Origin of the sequence: Nitrospirillum viridazoti CBAmc, assembly GCF_000730165.1 — a bacterium.
Lineage (GTDB): Bacteria > Pseudomonadota > Alphaproteobacteria > Azospirillales > Azospirillaceae > Nitrospirillum > Nitrospirillum viridazoti.
Genome location: NZ_CP022110.1, coordinates 2,583,623 through 2,603,846, shown reverse-complemented (window position 1 = coordinate 2,603,846; position 20,224 = coordinate 2,583,623). Strand labels below are relative to the sequence as shown.

Sequence of the window (20,224 nt, the reverse complement as noted above, 5' to 3'; positions counted from 1 at the left end):
CTGTGGAAGACATAAGTGGTAAGACCAATTTACGGACATCCCCTGGCCATCCTGCCCAGGGGCTGTCCGCTTCAGGGTAAAGGTTCGACCGATGTTGAAGATCAAGGACGCCCGGGTGGTGGTCACCTGCCCCGGCCGCAATTTCGTGACGTTGCGCATCGAGACGGCGGACGGCCTGTACGGCCTGGGCGATGCCACCTTGAACGGCCGCGAGCTGGCGGTGGTCAGCTATCTCGCCGACCACGTCATCCCCTGCCTGATCGGCCGGGACGCCCACCAGATCGAGGACATCTGGCAATACCTGTACAAGGGCGCCTATTGGCGCCGCGGGCCCGTCACCATGTCGGCCATCGCCGCCGTGGACATGGCCTTGTGGGACATCAAGGCCAAGGCGGCCAACATGCCCCTGTACCAGTTGCTGGGCGGCGCCTGCCGCACCGGCGTCATGGTCTACGGCCATGCCAACGGCCAGACCGTGGAAGAAACGGTGGATGAGGCGTTGAAGTACCAGGCCCTGGGATACAAGGCCGTCCGCCTGCAGTCCGGCGTGCCGGGCCTGCCCTCCACCTACGGCGTTTCCGGCGACAAGATGTTCTATGAGCCGGCGGATGGCGCCCTGCCGACCGAGAACGTCTGGTCCACGGCCAAGTATATGCGCACGGTGCCCAAGCTGTTCGAGGCGGCCCGCCTGGCCCTGGGCGACGATGTCCACCTGCTGCACGACGTGCACCACCGCCTGACCCCCATCGAGGCCGGGCACCTGGGCAAGAGCCTGGAGCCCTACCGACCGTTCTGGCTGGAGGACGCGACGCCGGCGGAGAATCAGGAGGCCTTCCGCCTGATCCGCCAGCACACCACCACCCCCCTGGCGGTGGGGGAGGTGTTCAACACCATCTGGGACTGTAAGGATCTGATCCAGAACCAGCTGATCGACTACATCCGCGCCACGGTGGTGCATGCCGGCGGCATCACCCACCTGCGCCGCATCGCCAACCTCGCGGACCTCTACCAGGTCCGCACCGGCTGCCACGGCGCCACCGACCTGTCGCCCGTGACCATGGCGGCGGCCCTGCACTTCGATCTGTCCATCCCCAACTTTGGCGTCCAGGAATACATGCGCCACACGGCGGAGACGGACGCCGTCTTCCCCCACGCCTACAGCTTCAAGGACGGCTACTTGCACCCCGGCGACGCGCCCGGCCTGGGTGTGGACCTGGATGAGGGCTTGGCCGCCAAATACCCCTACAGCCGCGCCTTCCTGCCGGTGAACCGCCTGGAAGACGGCACCATGTACAATTGGTAAGGACGATAGCTCCCTCGGTGTCCTCAAAGGGCGTGGCCATGCGGCCGCGCCCTTTTGCATTGTGGCTGGCCACTTTGCTTAAGGGCGTAGCGTTCGGTCAGGCCAGGTTGCTCTGAAGGGCTTGACAGGCCCCATGTGGTATGACCAGTATCGCCTTACCAATTATAAAGGCCGGCCAGACCGGCCTGACACAGGGAGGGGAAACTCCATGACGCGTAAGATGGCCTTGCTGGCCACCGCCGCGGTGCTGGGCCTATTGAACGGGACCATGCCGGCCGGTGCCCAGACCAATGGCGCCCAAACCAATTCACAGCCGCCCGCCCCCCAGGGCGCCGCCGGCGACGCCCTCGACGTCATTCAGGAAATCGTGGTGACGGCGCAGAAGCGGGCGGAAAACGTCCAGGACATTCCGGTGGCCGTCACCGTGGTCAGCGGCGACGCGCTGGCCAAAGCGGGCGTCAGCGCGTTCGCCGACGTCACCAAGCTGGCGCCGTCCATGACCGTGTCGGCGGGCGATCAGCCGGCCAACAGCGCCATCGTCATTCGCGGCATCGGCACCTTCGCCTACAGCATCGGCGTGGAACCCAGCGTGCTGGTGGTGATCGACGACGTGGCGGTGGGCATGCAGGCCCAGGCCTTCACCGACTTGGCCGACATCGACCGGATTGAGGTATTGCGCGGTCCGCAAAGCACCCTGTTCGGCAAGTCGGCCTCCGCCGGCGTGGTCAGCGTCACCACCAAGGCGCCCACCGACACCTTCACGGCCTATGGCGACATCTCCTTCACCGACGATGACGAGCAGCGCACCAACGTCAGCATCTCCGGCCCGCTCAGCGACACGCTGGGCTTCCGCCTGACGGCGTCGCAGCACCAGTTCGGGGGCAACATCCATAACCTGGCGACCGACGACAAGCTGGACGCCGACCGGTCGTGGAGCCTGCACGGCAAGCTGCGGTGGAAGCCCACCGACCGGTTCGAGGGCGAACTGCTGGCCCACTATAACAAGGACCAGTCCAACTGCTGCGTCGGCACGCTGGCGCGGGTGGATTCCGGCGCCCTGCTGTTCGGCATCCCCGGCGCCACCCCGTCCAAGGTGTTGCCCGGCGTGGTCCCCGGCACCGACAACACCAACGTCAGCCAGGACCAGGCGCCCCGGTCCGACACGCTGGACTATGGCGGGTCGCTGCACATGACGTACGATTTCGACGACATGGCGCTGATCTCCATCACCGGGTGGAACAAGTACCGCTTGAACGACCACACCGACCTGGACGGGACGGCGCAGGACACGCTGGGCATGCTGACGCCCTACACCGGCGCCGGCGGCCAGGTCACGCCGGCCAGCCATGGCGGCATGATCCAGGGCGGCACGTTCGATGCCCGCACCTTCAGCCAGGAGTTCCGCCTCGCCTCCCATGACGCCACACCCTTCGGCTACCTGGCGGGCATCTACGCGTCGGATGAGGATCTGGTGCGCGGCTTCTATCGCGGCCCCTACACCCGGGTGGGGGCGGCCAACTGGCGGGGCGAGGCGCAATACCAGAACTATGCGGCGTTCGGCCAGACCACCTGGACCTTCCTGCCCGACTGGACGCTGATCACCGGCCTGCGCATCAACCGGGAAGAGGGGAGCTACAGTTTCAACGACTATTACAAGCAGGCCTTCTACCCCTTGGCCGGCGCTTCCACGGGGAATGGGGACACCGTCGCCACCGGCAAGGTCGGCCTGCAGTACCAGGTGACGGCCGACATCATGGCCTTCGCGACCTATTCGCGCGGGTACAAGGGCCTGGCGTATGACCTGACCAGCAGCTTCAATGCGGTGGTGGCCGCGAACCAGCCCATCCGGCCGGAAATGTCCAACAACTATGAACTGGGCGTGAAGTCGGAACTGTTCGACCGCCACCTGGTGCTGAACGCCACCGTCTACGACACCGAGTATACGGACTTCCAGGTGCAGTCCATCGTGCCCGGGGTGACCACCAACTTCCTGCTGACCAATGTCGGCGGGGTGCGGACGCGCGGCCTGGAGCTGGACTGGCTCGCCCGCCTGACACCGGAATTCAGCCTCACGGGCGGCTTCGCCTATACCGACGCCCGCGTCACGGATTTCCCCTACGCCCAATGCTACAACGGGCAGGCCTGCAGCCTGTTGCCGGCGCCCCTGAACGTGCAGAACCTGGCGGGCAAGCGCCTGCCCAACGCGCCGGAGGAGAAGTTCAACATCGGCGCCAGCTACCACCTGGCCCTGGGGGGCCTGCCGGTCTACAGCGATATCAACCTGAACTATTCCTGGCAGAGCAAGGTCAACTTCAGCCTGACGCAGGACCCGGGCACGGTGCAGGACGCCTACGGCATCGCCAACCTGTCCATCTCCTTCGTGGAGAAGGACGACAAGCGCTACAGCCTGACGCTGTTCGCCAACAACCTGTTCGACCAGCACTACGCCGCCAACATGGGCAACGTCCGTGGCACCTGGGGCGTGTTCGCCTATACCCAGACCATCCCCCGGGACTACAACCGCTATCTGGGGATGCGCCTGGGCTTCAATTACTAAGTCTCTCCCTCCACCCGCCCGGTCCGCCCGGGTTCGTGCCGCAAGGCGGGGTCCGGGCGGGTGGTCCTTTCATTTGTCACGTGGCGGACCTCATGATTTGGCGGCGGAAACGATCGGATGCCGGTAGCTTGGGGGCCGTTCGGGTCGGGTACGGGTGGCAGCCCTGCCGGCCTTTTCCAAGAAGATGCTAGAAGGAAGGATTCCCATGCTGTCTCGCGCCCCTCGCCAGAAGCGCAAGCCCCTTGGTTCCACGCTGGCGGTGGCCGCCATCGCCTTGGCGGCGGGTGCGGCGCATGCCGCCGAGCGGCGCGATCTGCCGCTCAGCGCCGGCTGGCAGTTCCATCAGGGCGACGTGCCGTCGGGAAAGCAGGGGGGCGCAGAGGCCGCGGCCTTCAACGACAAGGGCTGGACCACCGTTTCCCTGCCCCACACCTGGAACCACCTGGGCGGCACGGCGGAGCGCGGGCCCGACTACAACGCCGCGCGCGGCGCCGGCTGGTACCGCCTGCGCTTCACCCCGCCGGCCGACTACGCCGGGCGGAAGGTGTGGCTGCAGTTCGACGGCGCCAGCATCAATACCGAGGTCTGGTTGAACGGCGTGAAGCTGGGCGTGCACAAGGGGGCCTTCGGCCGCTTCCGCTTCGATGCCACCGCCGCCCTGAAGCAGGGCAAGGTCAACGTGCTGGCGGTCCGCACCGACAATTCCAGCCCGGCCGTGGCGGGATCGCCCACGGCGGAGGTCATCCCCATGTCGGGTGACTTCTTCCTGTTCGGCGGCCTCTACCGCCAGGTGTCGCTGATCGCTACCGACCCGGTGCACATTGACATGCTGGATTGGGGCGGGCCCGGCGTCTATGCCCACACCGCCGCCCTGGACGGTGCCGCGTCCATCGAGGTCAACAGCCGGGTGAAGAATGACGGCGCCAAGGCCCAGCCGGTGGTGGTGAAGACCACCATTGTCGACGCGACCGGCGCCACGGTGGCCAGCGACAGCCATCCCCTGACCGTCGCCCCCGGCGCGCTGGAGGAACCGGCGCAGACCTTGAGCGTGCCGAATCCCCACCTGTGGGACGGCAAGGCCGACCCCTACCTCTATCACGTGGTGACGCGCATCGAGACGACGGACGGCCAGCTGCTGGACCAGGTGACCCAGCCGCTGGGCATCCGCACCTTCCGCTTCGACCCGGACCAGGGCTTCTTCCTGAACGGCAAGCATATCGCCCTGCACGGCGTGTCCCGCCACCAGGACCGACCGGGCAAGGGCTGGGCCATCAGCCCGGCCGACCAGGCCCAGGACATGGACATCATGCTGGACCTGGGCATCAACACCCTGCGCCTGGCCCATTACCAGCACGACCAGGCCATCTACGACCTGGCGGACCGGGACGGCGTGGTCGTGTGGGCGGAAATACCCCTGGTGAACCGCACCGCGCCGGAAACGCCGGACGGGGACAAGGGCATCACCACCCCCGCCTTCGCCGCCAGCGCCGACAGCCAGCTGCATGAGCTGATCAAGCAGAACTACAACCACCCCAGCGTCGTCACCTGGTCCATCGGCAACGAGGTGAACCTGATGGCGGCCGTGGGGCGCGGCGTCAGCAACGCCCGGCCGCTGCTGACCCAGCTGAACAAGGCGGCGTATGAGCTGGACCACACCCGCCCCACCACCATGGCCGACTGCTGCGAGCCCTGGCCCGACGCGCCCAAACCCGGCGTGGACGTGGTGGCGGAGATCACCGACCTGCTGGGCTACAACCGCTACCAGGGCTGGTACTACGACAAGCCGGAGGACCTGGGCCCCGTGCTGGACCGGCTGCACAAGCTGCATCCGCGCCTGCCCCTGTCGGTCAGCGAGTATGGCGGCGGTGGCGGCCTGACCCAGCATACCGACGAGGTGCAGACCGGCGTGGTCTACCCCAAGGGCCATTTCCATCCGGAGGAGCTGGAAAGCCGCCTGCATGAGATCTGGTGGGCGCAGCTGAAGGCGCGGCCCTACCTGTGGGGCACCTTCGTCTGGAACATGTTCGACTTCGCCAGCGACAGCCGGAGGGAGGGCGATATGGTCGATACCAACGACAAGGGCCTGGTGTCCTATGACCGCACGGTGAAGAAGGACGTGTTCTTCTTCTACAAGGCGGATTGGAGCGACCAGCCGGTGCTGCACCTGAACGGCCGCCGCTACGTCGACCGCGCCTATCCCGTGACCGACATCCAGGCCTACAGCAATGCCGCCAGCGTGCGGCTGAGCCTGAACGGCCGCGACCTGGGCGCCGCACCTTGCCCCGACCATGTCTGCCGCTGGCCGGCGGTGCGTCTGGACGCCGGCGACAACCTCCTGACCGCCACCGCCGACATCAAGGGCCAACCGGTGAGCGACAGCATCACCTGGCACTTTGGCGGCAAGGCCGACGAGATCCGCATCCGCGCCGGCGCCTCGGCCGGCCTGACCAGCGCCGCCGGCGCCCGCTACGGCTCCGACGCCTTCGTCACCGGGGGCGAACCGCATGACCGCAACCCCGGCCCCGAAACCGGCAAGCCGGACAAGTTCATCGCCGCGGCCACCGGCACGCCGGATCCCAAGCTGTATGAGACCTACCGCGAGGGCACCTTCACCTACCGCGTGCCGGTGCTGGCCGGCCGCTACCAAGTCACCTTGCGCTTCGCCGAGCCGGCGCTGGCGCCCGGTGCCCGCGTCTTCGACGTGGCCGCCAACGGCCAGGTGGTGGTCAAGCACCTGGACGTGGCGGCGGAGGCGGGCGGCGCCCTGAAGGCGCTGGAGCGCACGGTGACCGTCGAGGTGAAGGGCAAGGATGGCCTGGCCTTGGACTTCCGCCCCGTCACCGGCCAGGCGCTGGTGTCGGCCATTGACGTGGTGGCGGCGCGGTGAGCGTGGCCATGAAGGACGCGGTGGCGGCCCCGGGGGTGATCCCCCGACCCCGGGGCCGCTATCGCTGGCTGGTCTGTTTCCTGCTGTTCTCCGCCGTGGCGCTCAGCTACGTCGACCGGCAGGTGCTGGGGGTGCTGAAGCCCCTGTTGCAGGACCGCTACGGCTGGACGGAAGTCGGCTACGGCACCATCGTCTTCTGGTTCCAGGCGGCCTACGCCAGCGGCTACCTGGTGTTCGGCCGGCTGGTGGACCGTATCGGCGCCCGCACCGGCTATGCCCTGGCGGTGGGCATCTGGACCATCGCTCACATGGCCCATGCCGCCGCCGGTTCCGTCGCCAGCTTCGCCATCGCCCGCATCCCCCTGGCGCTGGGCGAGTCCGGCGCCTTTCCGGCCAGCCTGGCGGCGGTGGCGGAATGGTTCCCGCAGCGGGAACGGGCGCTGGCCATCGGCCTCACCAACGCTGGGGCCAATGTCGGCGCCGTCCTGACGCCCCTCATTGTGCCGGCGGTCACCCTGGCCTGGGGCTGGCGCGCGGCTTTCCTGGTCACGGGCCTGTTCACCGTGGTGTGGCTCGCGGCCTGGCTGACCCTCTACCGCCGCCCGCGCGAAGTGGCGCGCCTGAGCCCGGGGGAACTGGCCTATATCGAGGCCGATCCCGTGCCGCCGCCAGCGCGCCTGCCGTGGCGGCGGGTGCTGGCGATGCGCGAAACCTGGGCCTATGTCCTGGGCCGTTTCGTGATCGATCCGATCTGGTGGACCTTCCTGTTCTGGCTGCCCGACTTCTTCGCCAAGCGCTATGGCCTGGACCTCAAGGGCTTCGGGCCGCCCCTGGTGTTGGTCTACATCCTGGCCGACATGGGTAGTGTGCTGGGCGGCTGGGGTTCGTCCCGTCTGCTGGCGCGGGGCATCGGGCTGAACCGCGCGCGCAAGACCGCCTTCCTCGTCTGTGCGCTGGTGGTGGCGCCGGTGGCGTTGGCCATGGATACGGGCAGTCTGTGGGGGGCGGCCATCCTGATCGGCTTGGCCTGCGCCGGGCACCAGGGCTTTTCCGTCAACCTTTACGCCCTGCCGTCCGACCTGTTCCCCCGCTGGGCCGCCGGGTCGGTCATCGGCCTGGGCGGGGCGGCGGGCGGCATCGGCAGCATGGCCATGGCCCAGGCCGCCGGCTGGATCCTGCAGACCACCGGCAGCTACCGCCCCATCTTCCTGATGGCGGCCAGCGCCTATTTCGTGGCCCTGGCGCTGATCCATTGGATGACGCCGCGCTACGTGCCGGCACGACTCACGCGGTGAGGATTTCCACTGTGGCTGACATCGATACCGAAAAGCCCAAGGTGCGGCGGCGCAAGGCGCTGGCCGGCGACGGCCGGCTGGCGGCCCCGCCGGACGCTCCCCTGGCCATCCCCGCCTGGACCCTGGCCCGCGCGCCCACCATCAATGACGTGGCGCGCCTGGCCAAGGTGTCGAAGAAGACGGTGTCACGGGTCATCAACCAGTCCCCTTACGTGCATGATGCCACCCGCGCGGTGGTGGACGCGGTGGTGGCCCGCATCGGTTATGTGCCCAGCCCCCAGGCGCGCGGCCTGGCCATCAACCGGTCCTTTCTGCTGGGCCTGATCTACGACAATCCCAACGCCCAATACATCGTGAACGTCCAGGGCGGCATCCTTGAGGCCTGCCATCGCGAGGGCTTCGAACTGGTGGTCCATCCCTGCCGCCAGGTGGCGCCCGGCTTCCTGGCGGAGGTGAAGACCTTCGTGCAGCGCCAGAACCTGGATGGCGTGATCCTGGTCCCACCCCTGTCGGAGGACGCAGCCCTGGTCGCCCTGCTGCGGGCCATCGGCTGCCGCTACATGCGCCTGATGTCGGTGCCGTTGGACGAGCCCACGTCCATGGTGCTGCACACCGACCGCACCGGCGCGGCCGAGGTGGGCGCCCACTTGGCCCAGCTGGGCCACACCAGGGTGGCGCTGATCACCGGGCCGCAGCGCTACCGCTCCACCCACGAGCGGCGCGAGGGCTTCCTGGGCGCCCTGGCCGAGCATGGGGTGACCGTGCCCGACCGCTGGATCGTCGAGGGGCTCTACACCTTTGAGACAGGGGAGAAGCGGGGCATGGAGTTGCTGTCCCAGGCCGACCGCCCCACCGCCATCTTCGCCAGCAATGACGAGATGGCGGCCGGCGTCTACAAGGCGGCCTACCGCCTGGGCATCAGCATCCCGCGCGACCTGACCGTGGTGGGCTTCGACGACACGCCCCTGGCGTCCCGCATGTGCCCGGCGCTATCCACCGTGCGCCTGCCCATCCACGACATGGGCCGCCTGGCGGCCGACCGCCTGATCGGCCGCATCAACGACGGGGATGCGGGAAAGGCCCAGCCCATCACGGTGACGCCCCACCTGGTGATCAGGGAGTCGTCGGGCGCGTTTGTTTAGGCGCCCGCAGCCCCCGGCCACGGCAAGAGCAGAGGCTCATGCCACTGTGCTGGAATTCCGGGCCTGGCCTAGAAATCTGCGCCCGGCAGGTCCACCGGCAGGTTGGCGGTATCGGTCAGGGTGACGCGCAGGGCGCCGGACAGCGAGGGGGCGGCCAGGGCCACCTCGGTCTGGCCCTCTGCCCGGGCGGCGGCCAGGGCCACTTGGTTGAAGCGGCGCACGCTGTCGCTGTCGGCGTCCACCCCGGCGCCATCCACCACCGGGCGGACGTATTCCGCGCCCACCAGCACCTGCAGCGCCTGGATCTGGTCGGCCGCCGCCCAGTCATTCAGCGGCGGCACGCCCACCAGATCGTCGAAGGTGGTGGCGCCGGCCGCCAGCCGGTCCAGCAGCGGGTTGAAGATGCCCTCGTGCAAGGCGACGTCGCCGAAGGACCGGGGCACCACCATGGGGCAGTCGGCCCGCCGGCGGGCCAGGCTGTAGCGGGTGGCGCGATGGGCGGCGATCAGGTCGTTGATGTTCAGGGGCGCCAGGTCGCAGGCATAGATGTCTCGGCGGAACTGACGGTTCAGGGCCATGTCGCGCACGCCCTCGCGCAGCAGCGCGTTCGGCATGGCCGCCATCAGGGCGCGCGGCTTCTCCGGCACGGCCAGCAAGGGGACGTTGTCGGCGGCGGTGCCGGACCCGATGAAGCCCGCGCCGTGGTTGGCCATGAAGGTCGCGATCTCCTTGTGATAGAAGACGCGCCAGTACTCGTTCAGGTACTCGTGCACGATATAGCTGGCGTCCAGCGTCTCGATGGCCTGCAACTGCTGCTCGATGGCGGGGTTGGATTCGAAGTACAGGGCGCCCGTGTCGGCCATTTGCCGCAGGAAGGCGCGGACCTTGCCCACCCGCTCCTCCACCGTGCCGGTGGTGACGGCGTAGGCGTCCACCATCAGGGCGCGGATGGGCATCTTGCCGGCCCAGCCCGGCTGGCAGTTATAGCTGGCGTAGACGATGCCGCCGGGCTTCAGCCGGCGGCGGATGACGGCCCCGATCTCCCGCCGCACCGTCTCGCTGACCCAGCTCATGATGCCGTGCATGACAATGAAGTCGCAGTCGGCGATGGGCCCATCCTCCTCCGTCGCCAGGTCCTGGAAACTGGCGGCGCTGAAGCTGGCGTTGGTGATGCCTGCGGCGCGGCGCAGATTCTCGGCACTGGTGATGTGCACGGGGTTGAAGTCCACGCCCATGAACTGGCCTTGGGGGAACAGGCTGGCGAACAGCGTGGGGCTGTAGCCATGGCCGCAGCCCAGATCCAGGTAGCGGAAGGGCCGGTCCAGGCGCGGCGCCTGGTAGCCGCACTGCAGGGCGGTGTAGGCGATCGAGGCCGGGTTCAGTTCCTGGTAATAGCGGCGCAGGTAGGCGATGCCCGTCACATAGCGGTGAACGTCGTCCTGCACGGTCCCCTCGGGCGTGCCGCCGCCGGGGATGGCCTTGTTGCCGCTCATCGACCCTGGTCCTTCGCACTTATGTCGGTCCTTGGCGCAGACCTTGGCCCCAGGCGGCCCCGCTGTCGAGAGTAAAAGGGGGGTGGCGATTCAGAATGCGGTTGAAACATGGCCGATGGGCGGATTCGCCGCATCACATCAAAGGGTAACAGAGCGCTTATAAGCTGCGACCTTCAAGGTTGAATTACTGCGCGCTCGATAGCATTTACGGTGAATTTTATGAATCTCGCCCTCCGCCCCAAGTTGTTGGCCGCGTTCGGTGGCCTGTTACTGCTGACCATCGCCATCAGCCTGCTGTCCTTGTGGCGGATTGGCACGATCAACAGCGCCGCCACGGAAATCCGTGATGTCTGGCTGCCCTCGGTGGACGCCGTGGGCGACATGAAGGCCTTCACCGCCCGCCAGCGCATCTCCGCCGGCCGGGTCGTGGCGGCGGGCGACGACAAGGCGCGGGACGAGGCCATCAAGCTGTATGGCAAGCAGACGGCCGACCTGAACGCGGCTGTGGCGCGGTTCGAGGCCGTGGGCCAGACGGGCGAGATGGCGGCCCTGTACGCCAAGTACCTGGCCCTGCGCGGCCCGTACGAGGCCAGCATGGCCTCCGTGTTCGAAACCGCCAGGCAGAACCACGAGCAGGCGGAAAAGGCCATGAACGGCGAGATCGTGGCCGTCTTCCGCAAGGTGCAGGAATCGCTGGAGGCGCTCAGCGCCTATGATCGCGCCGGTGCCGCCAAGGCCAACGATGTGGTGCAGTCCGCGTACACCCACGCGCTGTGGAGCATATCCATCTTCGCCTTGGTGGCGGTGCTGGTATCGGTGGGCGCCGTGCTTTGGCTGGACCGCGACGTGGTGCAACACCTGGCGCGCCTGGCCGGCGTGATGCGCCGCCTGGCGCAGAAGGATTATGGCTTCACCCTGGACGCCACCGGCCGGCGGGACGAGGTGGGCGACATGGCGCGCGCCGTCGACGTGTTCCGCACCAGCATGCGCCAGGTGGATGAGCTGGCCGCCACCCAGGCGGCGGAGGCGGCGGCCAAGACCGAGCGGGCCAACCGGGTGGACGCGCTGGTCCAGACCTTCGACACCGATGTGGCGCACACCCTGCAATCGGTCACCCAGGCCTCCAGCGGCCTGCACGAGACGGCGGAGAACCTGACCCGCATCGCCGACACCGGCGCCCGCGACGCGGTAGCGGTGGCCGGCGCCTCCGAACAGGCGGCCGCCAACGTCCAGACCGTGGCCGTGGCGGCGGAGGAACTAGGCGCCAGCATCGGGGAGATCGGCCGCCAGGTTTCCGTTTCCGCTACCATCGCCGCCAAGGCGGTGGCGGAGGCGACGCGCACCAACGTCGCCGTGACCAGCCTGACGGAAGCCGCCCAGCAGATCGGCGCCGTCGTGGCGCTGATCAGCGACATCGCGGGGCAGACCAACCTGCTGGCGCTGAATGCCACCATCGAGGCGGCGCGCGCGGGTGAGGCGGGCAAGGGTTTCGCCGTCGTGGCCAGCGAGGTGAAGGCCCTGGCCAACCAGACGGAACGGGCCACCAACGACATCCGCCAGCAGATCGAATCCATGCAGGCCGCGACCGGGGAGGCGGCGGGCGCCATCGCCGCCATCGGCCAGACCATCGCCGAGATCGACCACATCACCACCACCATCGCCGCGGCGGTGGAGGAACAGGGCGCCGCCACGCAGGAGATCGCCCGCAATGTGGCCGAGGCCGCGCGCGGCACCAGCGAGGTCAGCGCCGGCATGAACGGCGTGCGCCAGGTGGCGGGCGAGACCGGCACCGTGGCGGGGGAGGTGCTGATGGCCGCTGACGACCTGTCATCCCAGGCCGATGGCCTGCGCACCCGCGTCTCCACCTTCCTGGCGGCCTTGCGCGCGGCCTGATTGGTGCGGGCTGACTGAAAAGGGTCTCTTGCGGGATGGCCGATGCGGGTGGAATCGTTGCGCCCACAGATAAAAGTCCCGTGCCCTCTTCGGATGGTGCGGGGTTGTTGGCAGAAGGAACATCAATGAAAGCCTGGCTTTCCACCCTGGCCCTCACCGCGGCGCTGGCCCTGGCGGGCGTTGCCGCCGCCGCCGACGGTACTCCCCCCAGCTATCCCAACCAGATGGAGGGCGACGTCGTCGTCCGCGACTTCGCCCTGACCAATGGCGAGCATCTGGCCGACGCCAAGTTCCATTACACCACCCTGGGCACGCCGCAGCGCGACGCGTCGGGCGCCATCACCAACGGGGTGCTGCTGCTGCACGGCACCACCGGCACCGGCCGCAACTTCCTGAACGCCAGCCTGGGCGGGGAACTGTTCGGGCCGGGCCAACCCCTGGACGCCGCCAAGTACTTCATCATCCTGGCCGACGGCATCGGCCACGGCGGCTCCTCCAAGCCGTCGGACGGGCTGAAGGGCCACTTCCCCCACTACGGCTATGTCGACGCGGTGGAAGGCCAGTACCGCATCGTGACCCAGGGCCTGGGCATCAAGCGCCTGAAGCTGGTCGCCGGCACCTCCATGGGCGGCATGCAGACCTGGATCTGGGGGGAACGCCATCCGGACATGATGGACGCGCTGATGCCCATCGCCTCTCAGCCTGTGGCCATTTCCGGCCGCAACATGCTGTGGCGCCAACTGATCATCGAGGCCATCCGCAACGATCCGGACTGGAAGGGCGGCGACTACACGGCCCAGCCGACCGGCTACACCCGCGCGCTGCCCATTTTCCAGATCATGGTCAACAACGCCTCGGTCCTGCAGCAGCAGGCCCCCAGCCGGACGGCGGCCACCACCCTCTATGACCAGTGGGTGGCCGACTACGCCAAGACCGTGGACGCCAACGATTATCTCTACTGGTTCGAGTCCTCGTACGACTACGACCCAGGCCCGGATCTGGAAAAGATCAAGGCCAAGCTGGTGGCGGTGAACTTCGCCGACGACCTGCTGAACCCGGCCGAGCTGGGCGTGATGGAGGCGGCCATGAAGCGCATTCCGCAGGGCCGCTACGTCCTGATCCCCGCCTCGGACCAGACGCGCGGCCACCAGACCCTGACCCAGGCCAAGGTGTGGAAGGGCGCGCTGGAGGAGTTGCTGAAGTAGGGCGACGGGGCCGGCGTCTTACACCTTGCCGGCGTAGCGGTCGGTGGCGCGCATCAGCTGGTCCAGGATGCCGGGCTCGGCATGGGCGTGGCCGGCGCCCTCGATCAGGTGAAAGTCCGCCTCCGGCCAGGCCTTGTGCAGGGCATAGGCGTAGCGGGCGGGGCAGGGCATATCGTAGCGGCCGTGGACGATGGTGGCCGGGATGTGGCGGATGCGGCCCACGTCCCGCACCAGTTGGCCCTCGTCCAGCCAGGCGCCGTGCACGAAGTAATGGTTCTCGATGCGGGCGAAGGCCAGGGCGAAGTGGCCGTCCTTGAAGGGGGCCGAATACTCGGGATTGGGCAGCAGGGTGACCGTCTCCCCCTCCCAAATGGTCCAGGCCTTGGCTGCCTCCAGCTTGGCGGCCTCGTCTTTGCCCGTCAGGCGGCGGTGATAGGCCGCCATCATGTCGTGGCGCTCCGCCTCCGGGATCGGGGCCTGGAAGCGTTCCCACTTGTCGGGGAACAGCTCCGACGCGCCGAACTGGTAATACCAGAGCAGCTCCCCCTTGGTCAGGGTATAGATGCCGCGCAGCACCAGCTCGCTCACCCGCTCTGGATGCGCCTCGGCGTAAGCCAGCGCCAGGGTGGAGCCCCAGGAGCCGCCGAACACCTGCCACTTGTCCACACCCACCAGGTCGCGCAGGCGCTCGATATCCGCCACCAGATGCCAGGTGGTGTTGGCTTCCAGGCTGGCGTGGGGCGTGGACTTGCCGCAGCCGCGCTGGTCGAACAGCAGGATGTCGTAAAGGGCCGGGTCGAACAGGCGGCGCTGGCCGGGGCTGGTGCCGCCGCCGGGGCCGCCGTGCAGGAAGACCACGGGCTTGGCCCCCCGGGTGCCGCAACGCTCGTAATAAATCACATGCCCGTCGCCGACATCCAACGTGCCGGTCTCATAGGGCTCGATGGCCGGGTAGAGGGTGCGCAGCGCGGTCGCCGGGGTGGGCATGGGGGCCGTGTCCTTACTTGGGCGTGTCGCCTTCGGTGGCGGTGGCCGCCGGGGCCGAGTCGGATTCCGCCGGGATCCAGCCGGTCTTGGGGGCGGCGTCCGGCGTGGTCGCCTGCGGGGTGGACTGGGGCACCGGCGCCGGGTCGGCCTTGGGCGTTTCCACCGGCGTTTCCACCGGCGTGTCCGCCTTGGGCTGGGCGGGAGCCCGGGGCTGCGTGGCCGGGGCCATGTCCTGCGGGGCGGTGGCGGGCGCCGCCGCTGGTGCGGGGGGCGTGCTCTGCGGCTGGGCCTGAGGCGGCGTGGCCGGAGCCGCGGGTTCGGCCTGCGGCACCTTGGCGGCTGGCGCGGCCTCCGTCGGGGTCACGGGCGCGGCGGGTGCCGGGGCGGCTTCCGGCACAGGCGCTGGAGTCGCGGGAACCTCCGGGGCCGGCGCGGGTGTGGGTGTCACCGGGGCGGGGGCCGCGTGCTTGGCCGGTTTCTCCGGCTTCGCCTCGGCCTTGGGTTCCGGCTTCGGTTCCGGATCGATGTTGACGGTATAGTCGGGAACGATGCGCGCCTGGTTGCCGGTGATGACCAGCACCTTCTGCCCCAGCGGGATGGGCGTGGGCTCGCGCTGGGTGACCGACAGCAGGTCGCCGTTGGGCTTGCGCACGATGTATTCCCAGCCGGTGGTGTCGCCCGTCATGTGTTCCGCGCTGGTGCCGACGATGGTGCCCACCACGGTGCCACCCACGGCACCCAAGGCGCCGTTGGGGCCGATCTGCGAGCCCAGGATGCCGCCGGCGGCCCCGCCCGCCACGGCGCCCACGGTGCCGCTGGCGCTGATCGACACCTGGCGGAAGCCGATGATGACGCCCGGCTCGGCTTTGTTGGCCTGCTGCACGGCGGTGGCGTTGTAGGTGTTGGGCGAATAGTCGGCCGCGCAGCCCGCCAGGACGACGGGGGCGAGAAGGGCGACAGCGGCCGTCAGGCCGAACCGGATGGATCGCGACACGGGGGAACCGTTCCCTGGAAACGACCGGGGCGCGGATTACCCCGGATAGGCTGTATGGACAGCCCCGTGTCATAGGAGATCCGTCCCCGGGTGTCACTTGGCAATTTCATGGCGGCAATGTGGTCAACTTGCCATCATGGCGCGGCGCTCCTGCCCCGGGCCCGCCCCTGGGCCCAACCGGACCTTCCCGCCATGAAGCAAATCCGCCTCAACGCCTTCGACATGAATTGCGTCGGCCACATCCACCAGGGCCTGTGGCGCCACCCGCGCGACCGTTCGACGCAATACACCGATCTCGCCTACTGGATGGACCTGGCGCGCACGCTTGAGCGGGGCTTGTTCGACGGGCTGTTCCTGGCCGACGTGCTGGGCATCTACGACGTCTACCAGGGTGGGCCCGACGCGGCGGTGCGGGAGGCGGTGCAGGTGCCGGTGGGCGATCCCCTGCTGCTGATCCCGGCCATGGCGGCGGCAACCACCCACCTGGGTTTCGGCGTCACCGCCAACCTGAGTTACGAGCCGCCCTACACCTTCGCCCGGCGCATGAGCACGCTGGACCACCTGACGGGCGGGCGCATCGGCTGGAACATCGTCACGGGATACCTCGACAGCGCCGCCCGCGCCCTGGGTCTTGACGGGCAGGCGGCGCATGATGACCGCTATGCCGTGGCCGAGGAATATATGGACGTGGTCTATCGCCTGTGGGAGGGCAGCTGGGCCGACGACGCCGTGCGGCGCGACCGCGCGGGCGGCGTCTACGCCGATCCGGCCCGGGTCCGCGCCGTCCGCCACCACGGCCCCCACTTCCGGATGGAGGGGGCCCACCTGTGCGAGCCGTCGCCCCAGCGTACGCCCGTGCTGTATCAGGCGGGGTCGTCCGAGCGGGGGCGCAAATTCGCCGCCGCGCACGCCGAATGCGTCTTCGTCAACGGCGGGCCCAAGACCCACGTCGCCCGCCTGGTTGCCGACCTGCGCGACTTGGCCCGCAGCCTGGGCCGCGATCCTTCGGATCTGAAGGTGTTCGTCGGCGCCACCGTCGTGGTGGATGAGACCGACGCCCTGGCCCAGGCCAAGCGCGCGGACTATGAGTGCTACGCCAGTGTCGAGGGCGCCTTGGCCCATGCTTCCGCCTCCCTGGGCATCGACTTCGCCGCTAGGGGGTGGGATGAGCCCATCCACCCCGGCCAGAGCCAGGCCGTGACATCGAACATCGAGAACCAGGCCGCCCGCCGGCCGGACAAGGTGCTGACCCGGCGCGGCCTGGTGGAGGGGTTGACGCTGGGCGGGCGCCAGGTGCCCATCGTCGGCGGCCCGGCCACGGTGGCGGATGAGCTAACGGCCTGGGTGGAACAGGCGGACGTGGACGGTTTCATCCTGGCGCGCACGGTGACGCCGGAGTGCTTCGGCGACTTCGTCGATCTGGTGGTGCCGGAGTTGCAGCGGCGCGGCGCCTACAAGACGGAATATTCGCCCGGCACGTTGCGGGAGAAGCTGTCCGGCCATGGCGCCCGTCTACCGGCCGGCCATCCGGCCGCCAGCCGGCGCTGGGTTTAAGGGGCTTAGGGGGAGGGTAGCCTAAAATGGCGCAGCCGATCCAATTTCGCATCGACCAAGACGATATTCTGTTTCCTTTCGTTCCCTATACCGAGGTCTTGGATGCGCTTAGCCAAGCCTTGCATGTGGGGCCCGGTCCGGAGAGGAACCTGATTTGGGTTCTCCGCTTTGAATTCCCTGTTCAAGGAGAGGTCGTTCCCTTCTTCGCAGACGAAGACGGCAGCTTGCACATAGCTTTGCGGCAGAATTCCCTTGCTGTGCAGCAAGCCGTCATCAAAGCCTTGAAGGACAGTCCAAAATTTCAATACGTGCAGTCTTGGCTTAATTCCGATTCTCGTTAAGCGCGTCGGCCAAGTACAAGCCGGCGGCGCGGGTCATCTCCGCCACCGCGTCCGGCATTCCGCCCGCATCATCGGCCAGCGCGGCGGCGCCCTTCATCATCTGCAGCACGGTGACGGCCAGGGTTGCCGCCCGTTCCGGCGCCAGGGCGGGGGCTTTGGCGCGCAGCACGGCGGCCACGGCGGTGCGCAGGCTGGCGCGCAGTTGGCCTTGCTGCGCCACCATGTCCGGCCGGGCATCGATCAGGGCGAAGGCGGCGCGGCGCTCCACCTTCAGGCTGGGCAGGACGGCCATCAGGGTGGCGCCCAGCTTGATCGGCGACAGGGCAGGGGCCTGGGCCTCGACTTCCGCCAGCAGGGCCATCAGCGCCTCCGCGTATTGCGCCAGCAGGGCGTCGGCCAGCACCGCCTTGGTGGGGAAGAACTGGTAGAGCGAGCCGATGGGCGCCCCCGCCTTGGCCGCGATCTCCGTCATCGTGGCGGCGTCATAGCCCTTCTCCGCGAACACGGCGCCGGCGGCGGCCAGCAGGGCCGCCACGCGGGCGCGGCCCCGTTCGCGGGTCGGTTTCTTGGGGCCGGCGGGGGGCGTGCCTTCCGGGGATGCGGCAATAGGCGCGGGGGTGTCGGCTGTTGACTTTTGTGAGGGCATTCTCATAAATCTTTTCATGAGGACGCCCTCATATTCCCATTCCCGGCGCCCGCCGTCCATCCCCGCTTCTGGAGGTTGCCATGAGCTTCAACCTGGATCCCAAGACCACCGCCCTGGTGCTGATCGACCTGCAGCACGGCATCGTCAACCTGCCCCTGGCGCCGCACACGGGGGCCGAGGTGCTGGCCCGGTCCAAGGTGCTGGCCGACCGTTTCCGCGCGGCCGGCGCGCCGGTGGTGCTGGTGCGCGTCGCCTTCGCGCCCGATTTCAGCGATGCCCCGCGCCAGCCCACGGACCAGGCCATGGCCGCGCCGCCGGGCGGCTTCCCGGCCGACTGGGCCACGCTGGATGAGGATTTGGTGAAGGCGGGTGACATCATCGTCACCAAGCGGCAGTGGGGCGCCTTCTACGGCACGGATCTGGATTTGCAACTGCGCCGCCGGGGCGTCACCACCATCGTGCTGGCGGGCATCGCCACGAATATTGGCGTGGAATCCACGGCGCGCGGCGCTTGGGAACACGGCTATGCCCTGGTGTTCCCGACCGATGCCATGAGCACCTTCACTGCCGAGATGCAGGACTTCGCGCTGAACACCATCTTCCCGCGTCTGGGTCGCCGGACCACCAGCGACGCCATCACGCTGGGCTAAAGTCAGGCGGCGAAGAGGAAGGTGAAGAGGAGGGGGCAGGTCTCATGGACCAGGGTCCGGATCTCTCCCTCCGTCACGCGATCCCGCGCCATCATCAGGCGCACGATGGGTTCGGCCAGCAACTCGTCCAGCGTCGCTTCCTCGATCTCCGGCATCGGCATGGTGCGTCCTCTTCCGTCTCGGTGGAAATTGTATGGCCACAGTAATGATATTGAGAATGATTCGCAAATAGCCTTTTCGCGGCCACCCCTCCGGCATACGCGGGAGGGGGCAGGATCACCCTGGCACGAAAGGGCTTTGCGCCGCCGCAGGCCAGCGGTTGCGGGGGCTGTTTTTACGAATCCGCCGGAATCTTTACCAGTCCGCCAAAGGGCGTCGCCCCTTGCGCCTAAGCCCTAGGCTGCGCCAGGCGGCGGCTACGCCCGGCCTATGAGACGCCTTGACCATCGTCCCGGCGTCTGAGGAGAGCGACCTAAGCCGCCTCTTGCCCTTCCAGGAATACCACCAGTTCCTCCAGCGCATGGGTCAGGTGGGTGCGCAGCATCTCCACCGCCTCATCGCCCTTGCCGTCGCGGCACAGGGCTACCAGCTGCTCGTGCTCATCCATGGAGCGATCGTGGATGGCGGGGGTCATGGACAGGTGCAGCCGGACATAACGGTCCAGGCTGTCGTGGATTCGCTTCACCATGTCCAGCATCACCGGGCGCTGGGCCGGCTCGTACAACGCCTCATGCAGTTGCCAGTTCAACGCCCCCCAGCGGCTGGCCTCGGCGGCATGCATCTCCTTCAGCACGGCTTCGGCCTTCTTGATCTGCTTCGCGCTCAGCTGCGGGATGGCGCGGCGCAGCAGATCGATTTCCAGCAGCAGCCGCACCTCGAAATATTCCCGCACCTGGGCGGGCGACAGCTGGGCCACGACCGAGCCCTTGTAGGGGATGGTGGCCACCAAGCCTTCCGCCTCCAGCTGCTGCAGCGCTTCGCGTACGGGGATGCGGCTGACCCCCAGCTTCTGTGCGATTTCATCCTGCCGCAGCTGGGCACCCAGCGCGTATTCCCCGGACAGGATCATCTGCCGCAAGGCGTCAACCACCTGGGCCGACAGGGATTTCCGTTCGATCTTAGCGCGTGCGATCATTTGGTGGCTTCTTGACGGGGTGCGGATTGGAAAAGACGGCCCTGTGATTTGCCTCTGAACATCCTGATATCGGATGTAAAAGCAATTGATTTTCTAAAATACGCTAGACGGTTCGGAGGTGCCGCGCCATGGGCAGTTGGTG

General features: G+C 68.1%; 16 protein-coding genes. 10 read left to right on the top strand and 6 right to left on the bottom strand.

The window, feature by feature from the left end:
• Nucleotides 1–91: 91 nt before the first annotated feature.
• From manD to Y958_RS11965, 5 genes are all read left to right on the top strand, one after another.
• Nucleotides 92–1,303 carry a D-mannonate dehydratase ManD gene (gene manD / locus Y958_RS11985; RefSeq protein WP_088872165.1) on the top strand — a complete coding sequence of 404 codons (1,212 nt, stop codon included), beginning with the start codon at nucleotides 92–94 and terminating at the stop codon, nucleotides 1,301–1,303.
• A 208-nt stretch (nucleotides 1,304–1,511) separates the two neighbouring features.
• A complete protein-coding gene (locus tag Y958_RS11980) occupies nucleotides 1,512–3,860 on the top strand; it encodes a TonB-dependent receptor (RefSeq protein ID WP_186291174.1) in 2,349 nt (782 codons plus the stop codon).
• A 205-nt stretch (nucleotides 3,861–4,065) separates the two neighbouring features.
• The gene (locus Y958_RS11975; protein WP_244909282.1) at nucleotides 4,066–6,747 is read left to right on the top strand and encodes a glycoside hydrolase family 2 TIM barrel-domain containing protein; all 2,682 of its coding nucleotides are present in this window, start codon (nucleotides 4,066–4,068) and stop codon (nucleotides 6,745–6,747) included.
• Nucleotides 6,744–8,042, top strand: coding sequence for an MFS transporter (locus Y958_RS11970; protein WP_244909281.1), 1,299 nt, complete (start codon nucleotides 6,744–6,746; stop codon nucleotides 8,040–8,042). Before Y958_RS11975 ends, Y958_RS11970 begins: the two co-directional genes overlap by 4 nt.
• 11 nt (nucleotides 8,043–8,053) lie before the next feature.
• On the top strand, nucleotides 8,054–9,184 hold the full coding sequence (locus Y958_RS11965) for a LacI family DNA-binding transcriptional regulator (protein WP_244909280.1): 1,131 nt from the start codon (nucleotides 8,054–8,056) through the stop codon (nucleotides 9,182–9,184).
• Nucleotides 9,185–9,252: 68 nt separating this feature from the next.
• On the opposite strand, the gene Y958_RS11960 is transcribed toward Y958_RS11965, so the two are convergent.
• A complete protein-coding gene (locus Y958_RS11960; protein ID WP_088872163.1) occupies nucleotides 9,253–10,677 on the bottom strand; it encodes a class I SAM-dependent methyltransferase in 1,425 nt (474 codons plus the stop codon).
• 219 nt (nucleotides 10,678–10,896) lie between these two features.
• On the opposite strand from Y958_RS11960, the gene Y958_RS11955 reads away from it, so the two are divergent.
• A complete protein-coding gene (locus Y958_RS11955; protein ID WP_088872162.1) occupies nucleotides 10,897–12,570 on the top strand; it encodes a methyl-accepting chemotaxis protein in 1,674 nt (557 codons plus the stop codon).
• A gap of 125 nt (nucleotides 12,571–12,695) precedes the next feature.
• Entirely contained in the window at nucleotides 12,696–13,775 is a 1,080-nt protein-coding gene (locus Y958_RS11950; protein ID WP_088872161.1) for an alpha/beta fold hydrolase, read from the top strand.
• A gap of 18 nt (nucleotides 13,776–13,793) precedes the next feature.
• Here Y958_RS11950 and pip read toward each other — a convergent pair whose 3' ends face one another.
• The gene (gene pip, locus Y958_RS11945; protein WP_088872160.1) at nucleotides 13,794–14,762 is read right to left on the bottom strand and encodes a prolyl aminopeptidase; all 969 of its coding nucleotides are present in this window, start codon (nucleotides 14,760–14,762) and stop codon (nucleotides 13,794–13,796) included.
• A 13-nt stretch (nucleotides 14,763–14,775) separates the two neighbouring features.
• Nucleotides 14,776–15,756 carry an outer membrane lipoprotein gene (locus Y958_RS31965; protein ID WP_186291173.1) on the bottom strand — a complete coding sequence of 327 codons (981 nt, stop codon included), beginning with the start codon at nucleotides 15,754–15,756 and terminating at the stop codon, nucleotides 14,776–14,778.
• 192 nt (nucleotides 15,757–15,948) lie between these two features.
• Between Y958_RS31965 and Y958_RS11935 the strand changes: the two genes are divergently transcribed.
• Both Y958_RS11935 and Y958_RS31390 read left to right on the top strand, forming a co-directional pair.
• Entirely contained in the window at nucleotides 15,949–17,310 is a 1,362-nt protein-coding gene (locus tag Y958_RS11935; protein WP_211098492.1) for an LLM class flavin-dependent oxidoreductase, read from the top strand.
• 26 nt (nucleotides 17,311–17,336) lie between these two features.
• Complete coding sequence (locus tag Y958_RS31390; protein ID WP_145727952.1) at nucleotides 17,337–17,651, top strand: hypothetical protein; 315 nt, start codon at nucleotides 17,337–17,339, stop codon at nucleotides 17,649–17,651.
• On the opposite strand, the gene Y958_RS11925 is transcribed toward Y958_RS31390, so the two are convergent.
• The gene (locus Y958_RS11925; protein ID WP_186291172.1) at nucleotides 17,632–18,297 is read right to left on the bottom strand and encodes a TetR/AcrR family transcriptional regulator; all 666 of its coding nucleotides are present in this window, start codon (nucleotides 18,295–18,297) and stop codon (nucleotides 17,632–17,634) included. The two genes, Y958_RS31390 and Y958_RS11925, sit on opposite strands and share 20 nt — an antisense overlap.
• Before the next feature lie 80 nt (nucleotides 18,298–18,377).
• On the opposite strand from Y958_RS11925, the gene Y958_RS11920 reads away from it, so the two are divergent.
• A complete protein-coding gene (locus tag Y958_RS11920; protein ID WP_088872156.1) occupies nucleotides 18,378–18,947 on the top strand; it encodes a hydrolase in 570 nt (189 codons plus the stop codon).
• 2 nt (nucleotides 18,948–18,949) lie between these two features.
• On the opposite strand, the gene Y958_RS31960 is transcribed toward Y958_RS11920, so the two are convergent.
• Together Y958_RS31960 and Y958_RS11915 are read right to left on the bottom strand one after the other, a co-directional pair.
• Nucleotides 18,950–19,108 carry a hypothetical protein gene (locus tag Y958_RS31960; RefSeq protein WP_186291171.1) on the bottom strand — a complete coding sequence of 53 codons (159 nt, stop codon included), beginning with the start codon at nucleotides 19,106–19,108 and terminating at the stop codon, nucleotides 18,950–18,952.
• A gap of 311 nt (nucleotides 19,109–19,419) precedes the next feature.
• Nucleotides 19,420–20,082 (bottom strand): GntR family transcriptional regulator, encoded by a 663-nt coding sequence (locus tag Y958_RS11915; RefSeq protein ID WP_088872155.1) that lies wholly within the window; start codon nucleotides 20,080–20,082, stop codon nucleotides 19,420–19,422.
• Between the last annotated feature and the right edge of the window lie 142 nt (nucleotides 20,083–20,224).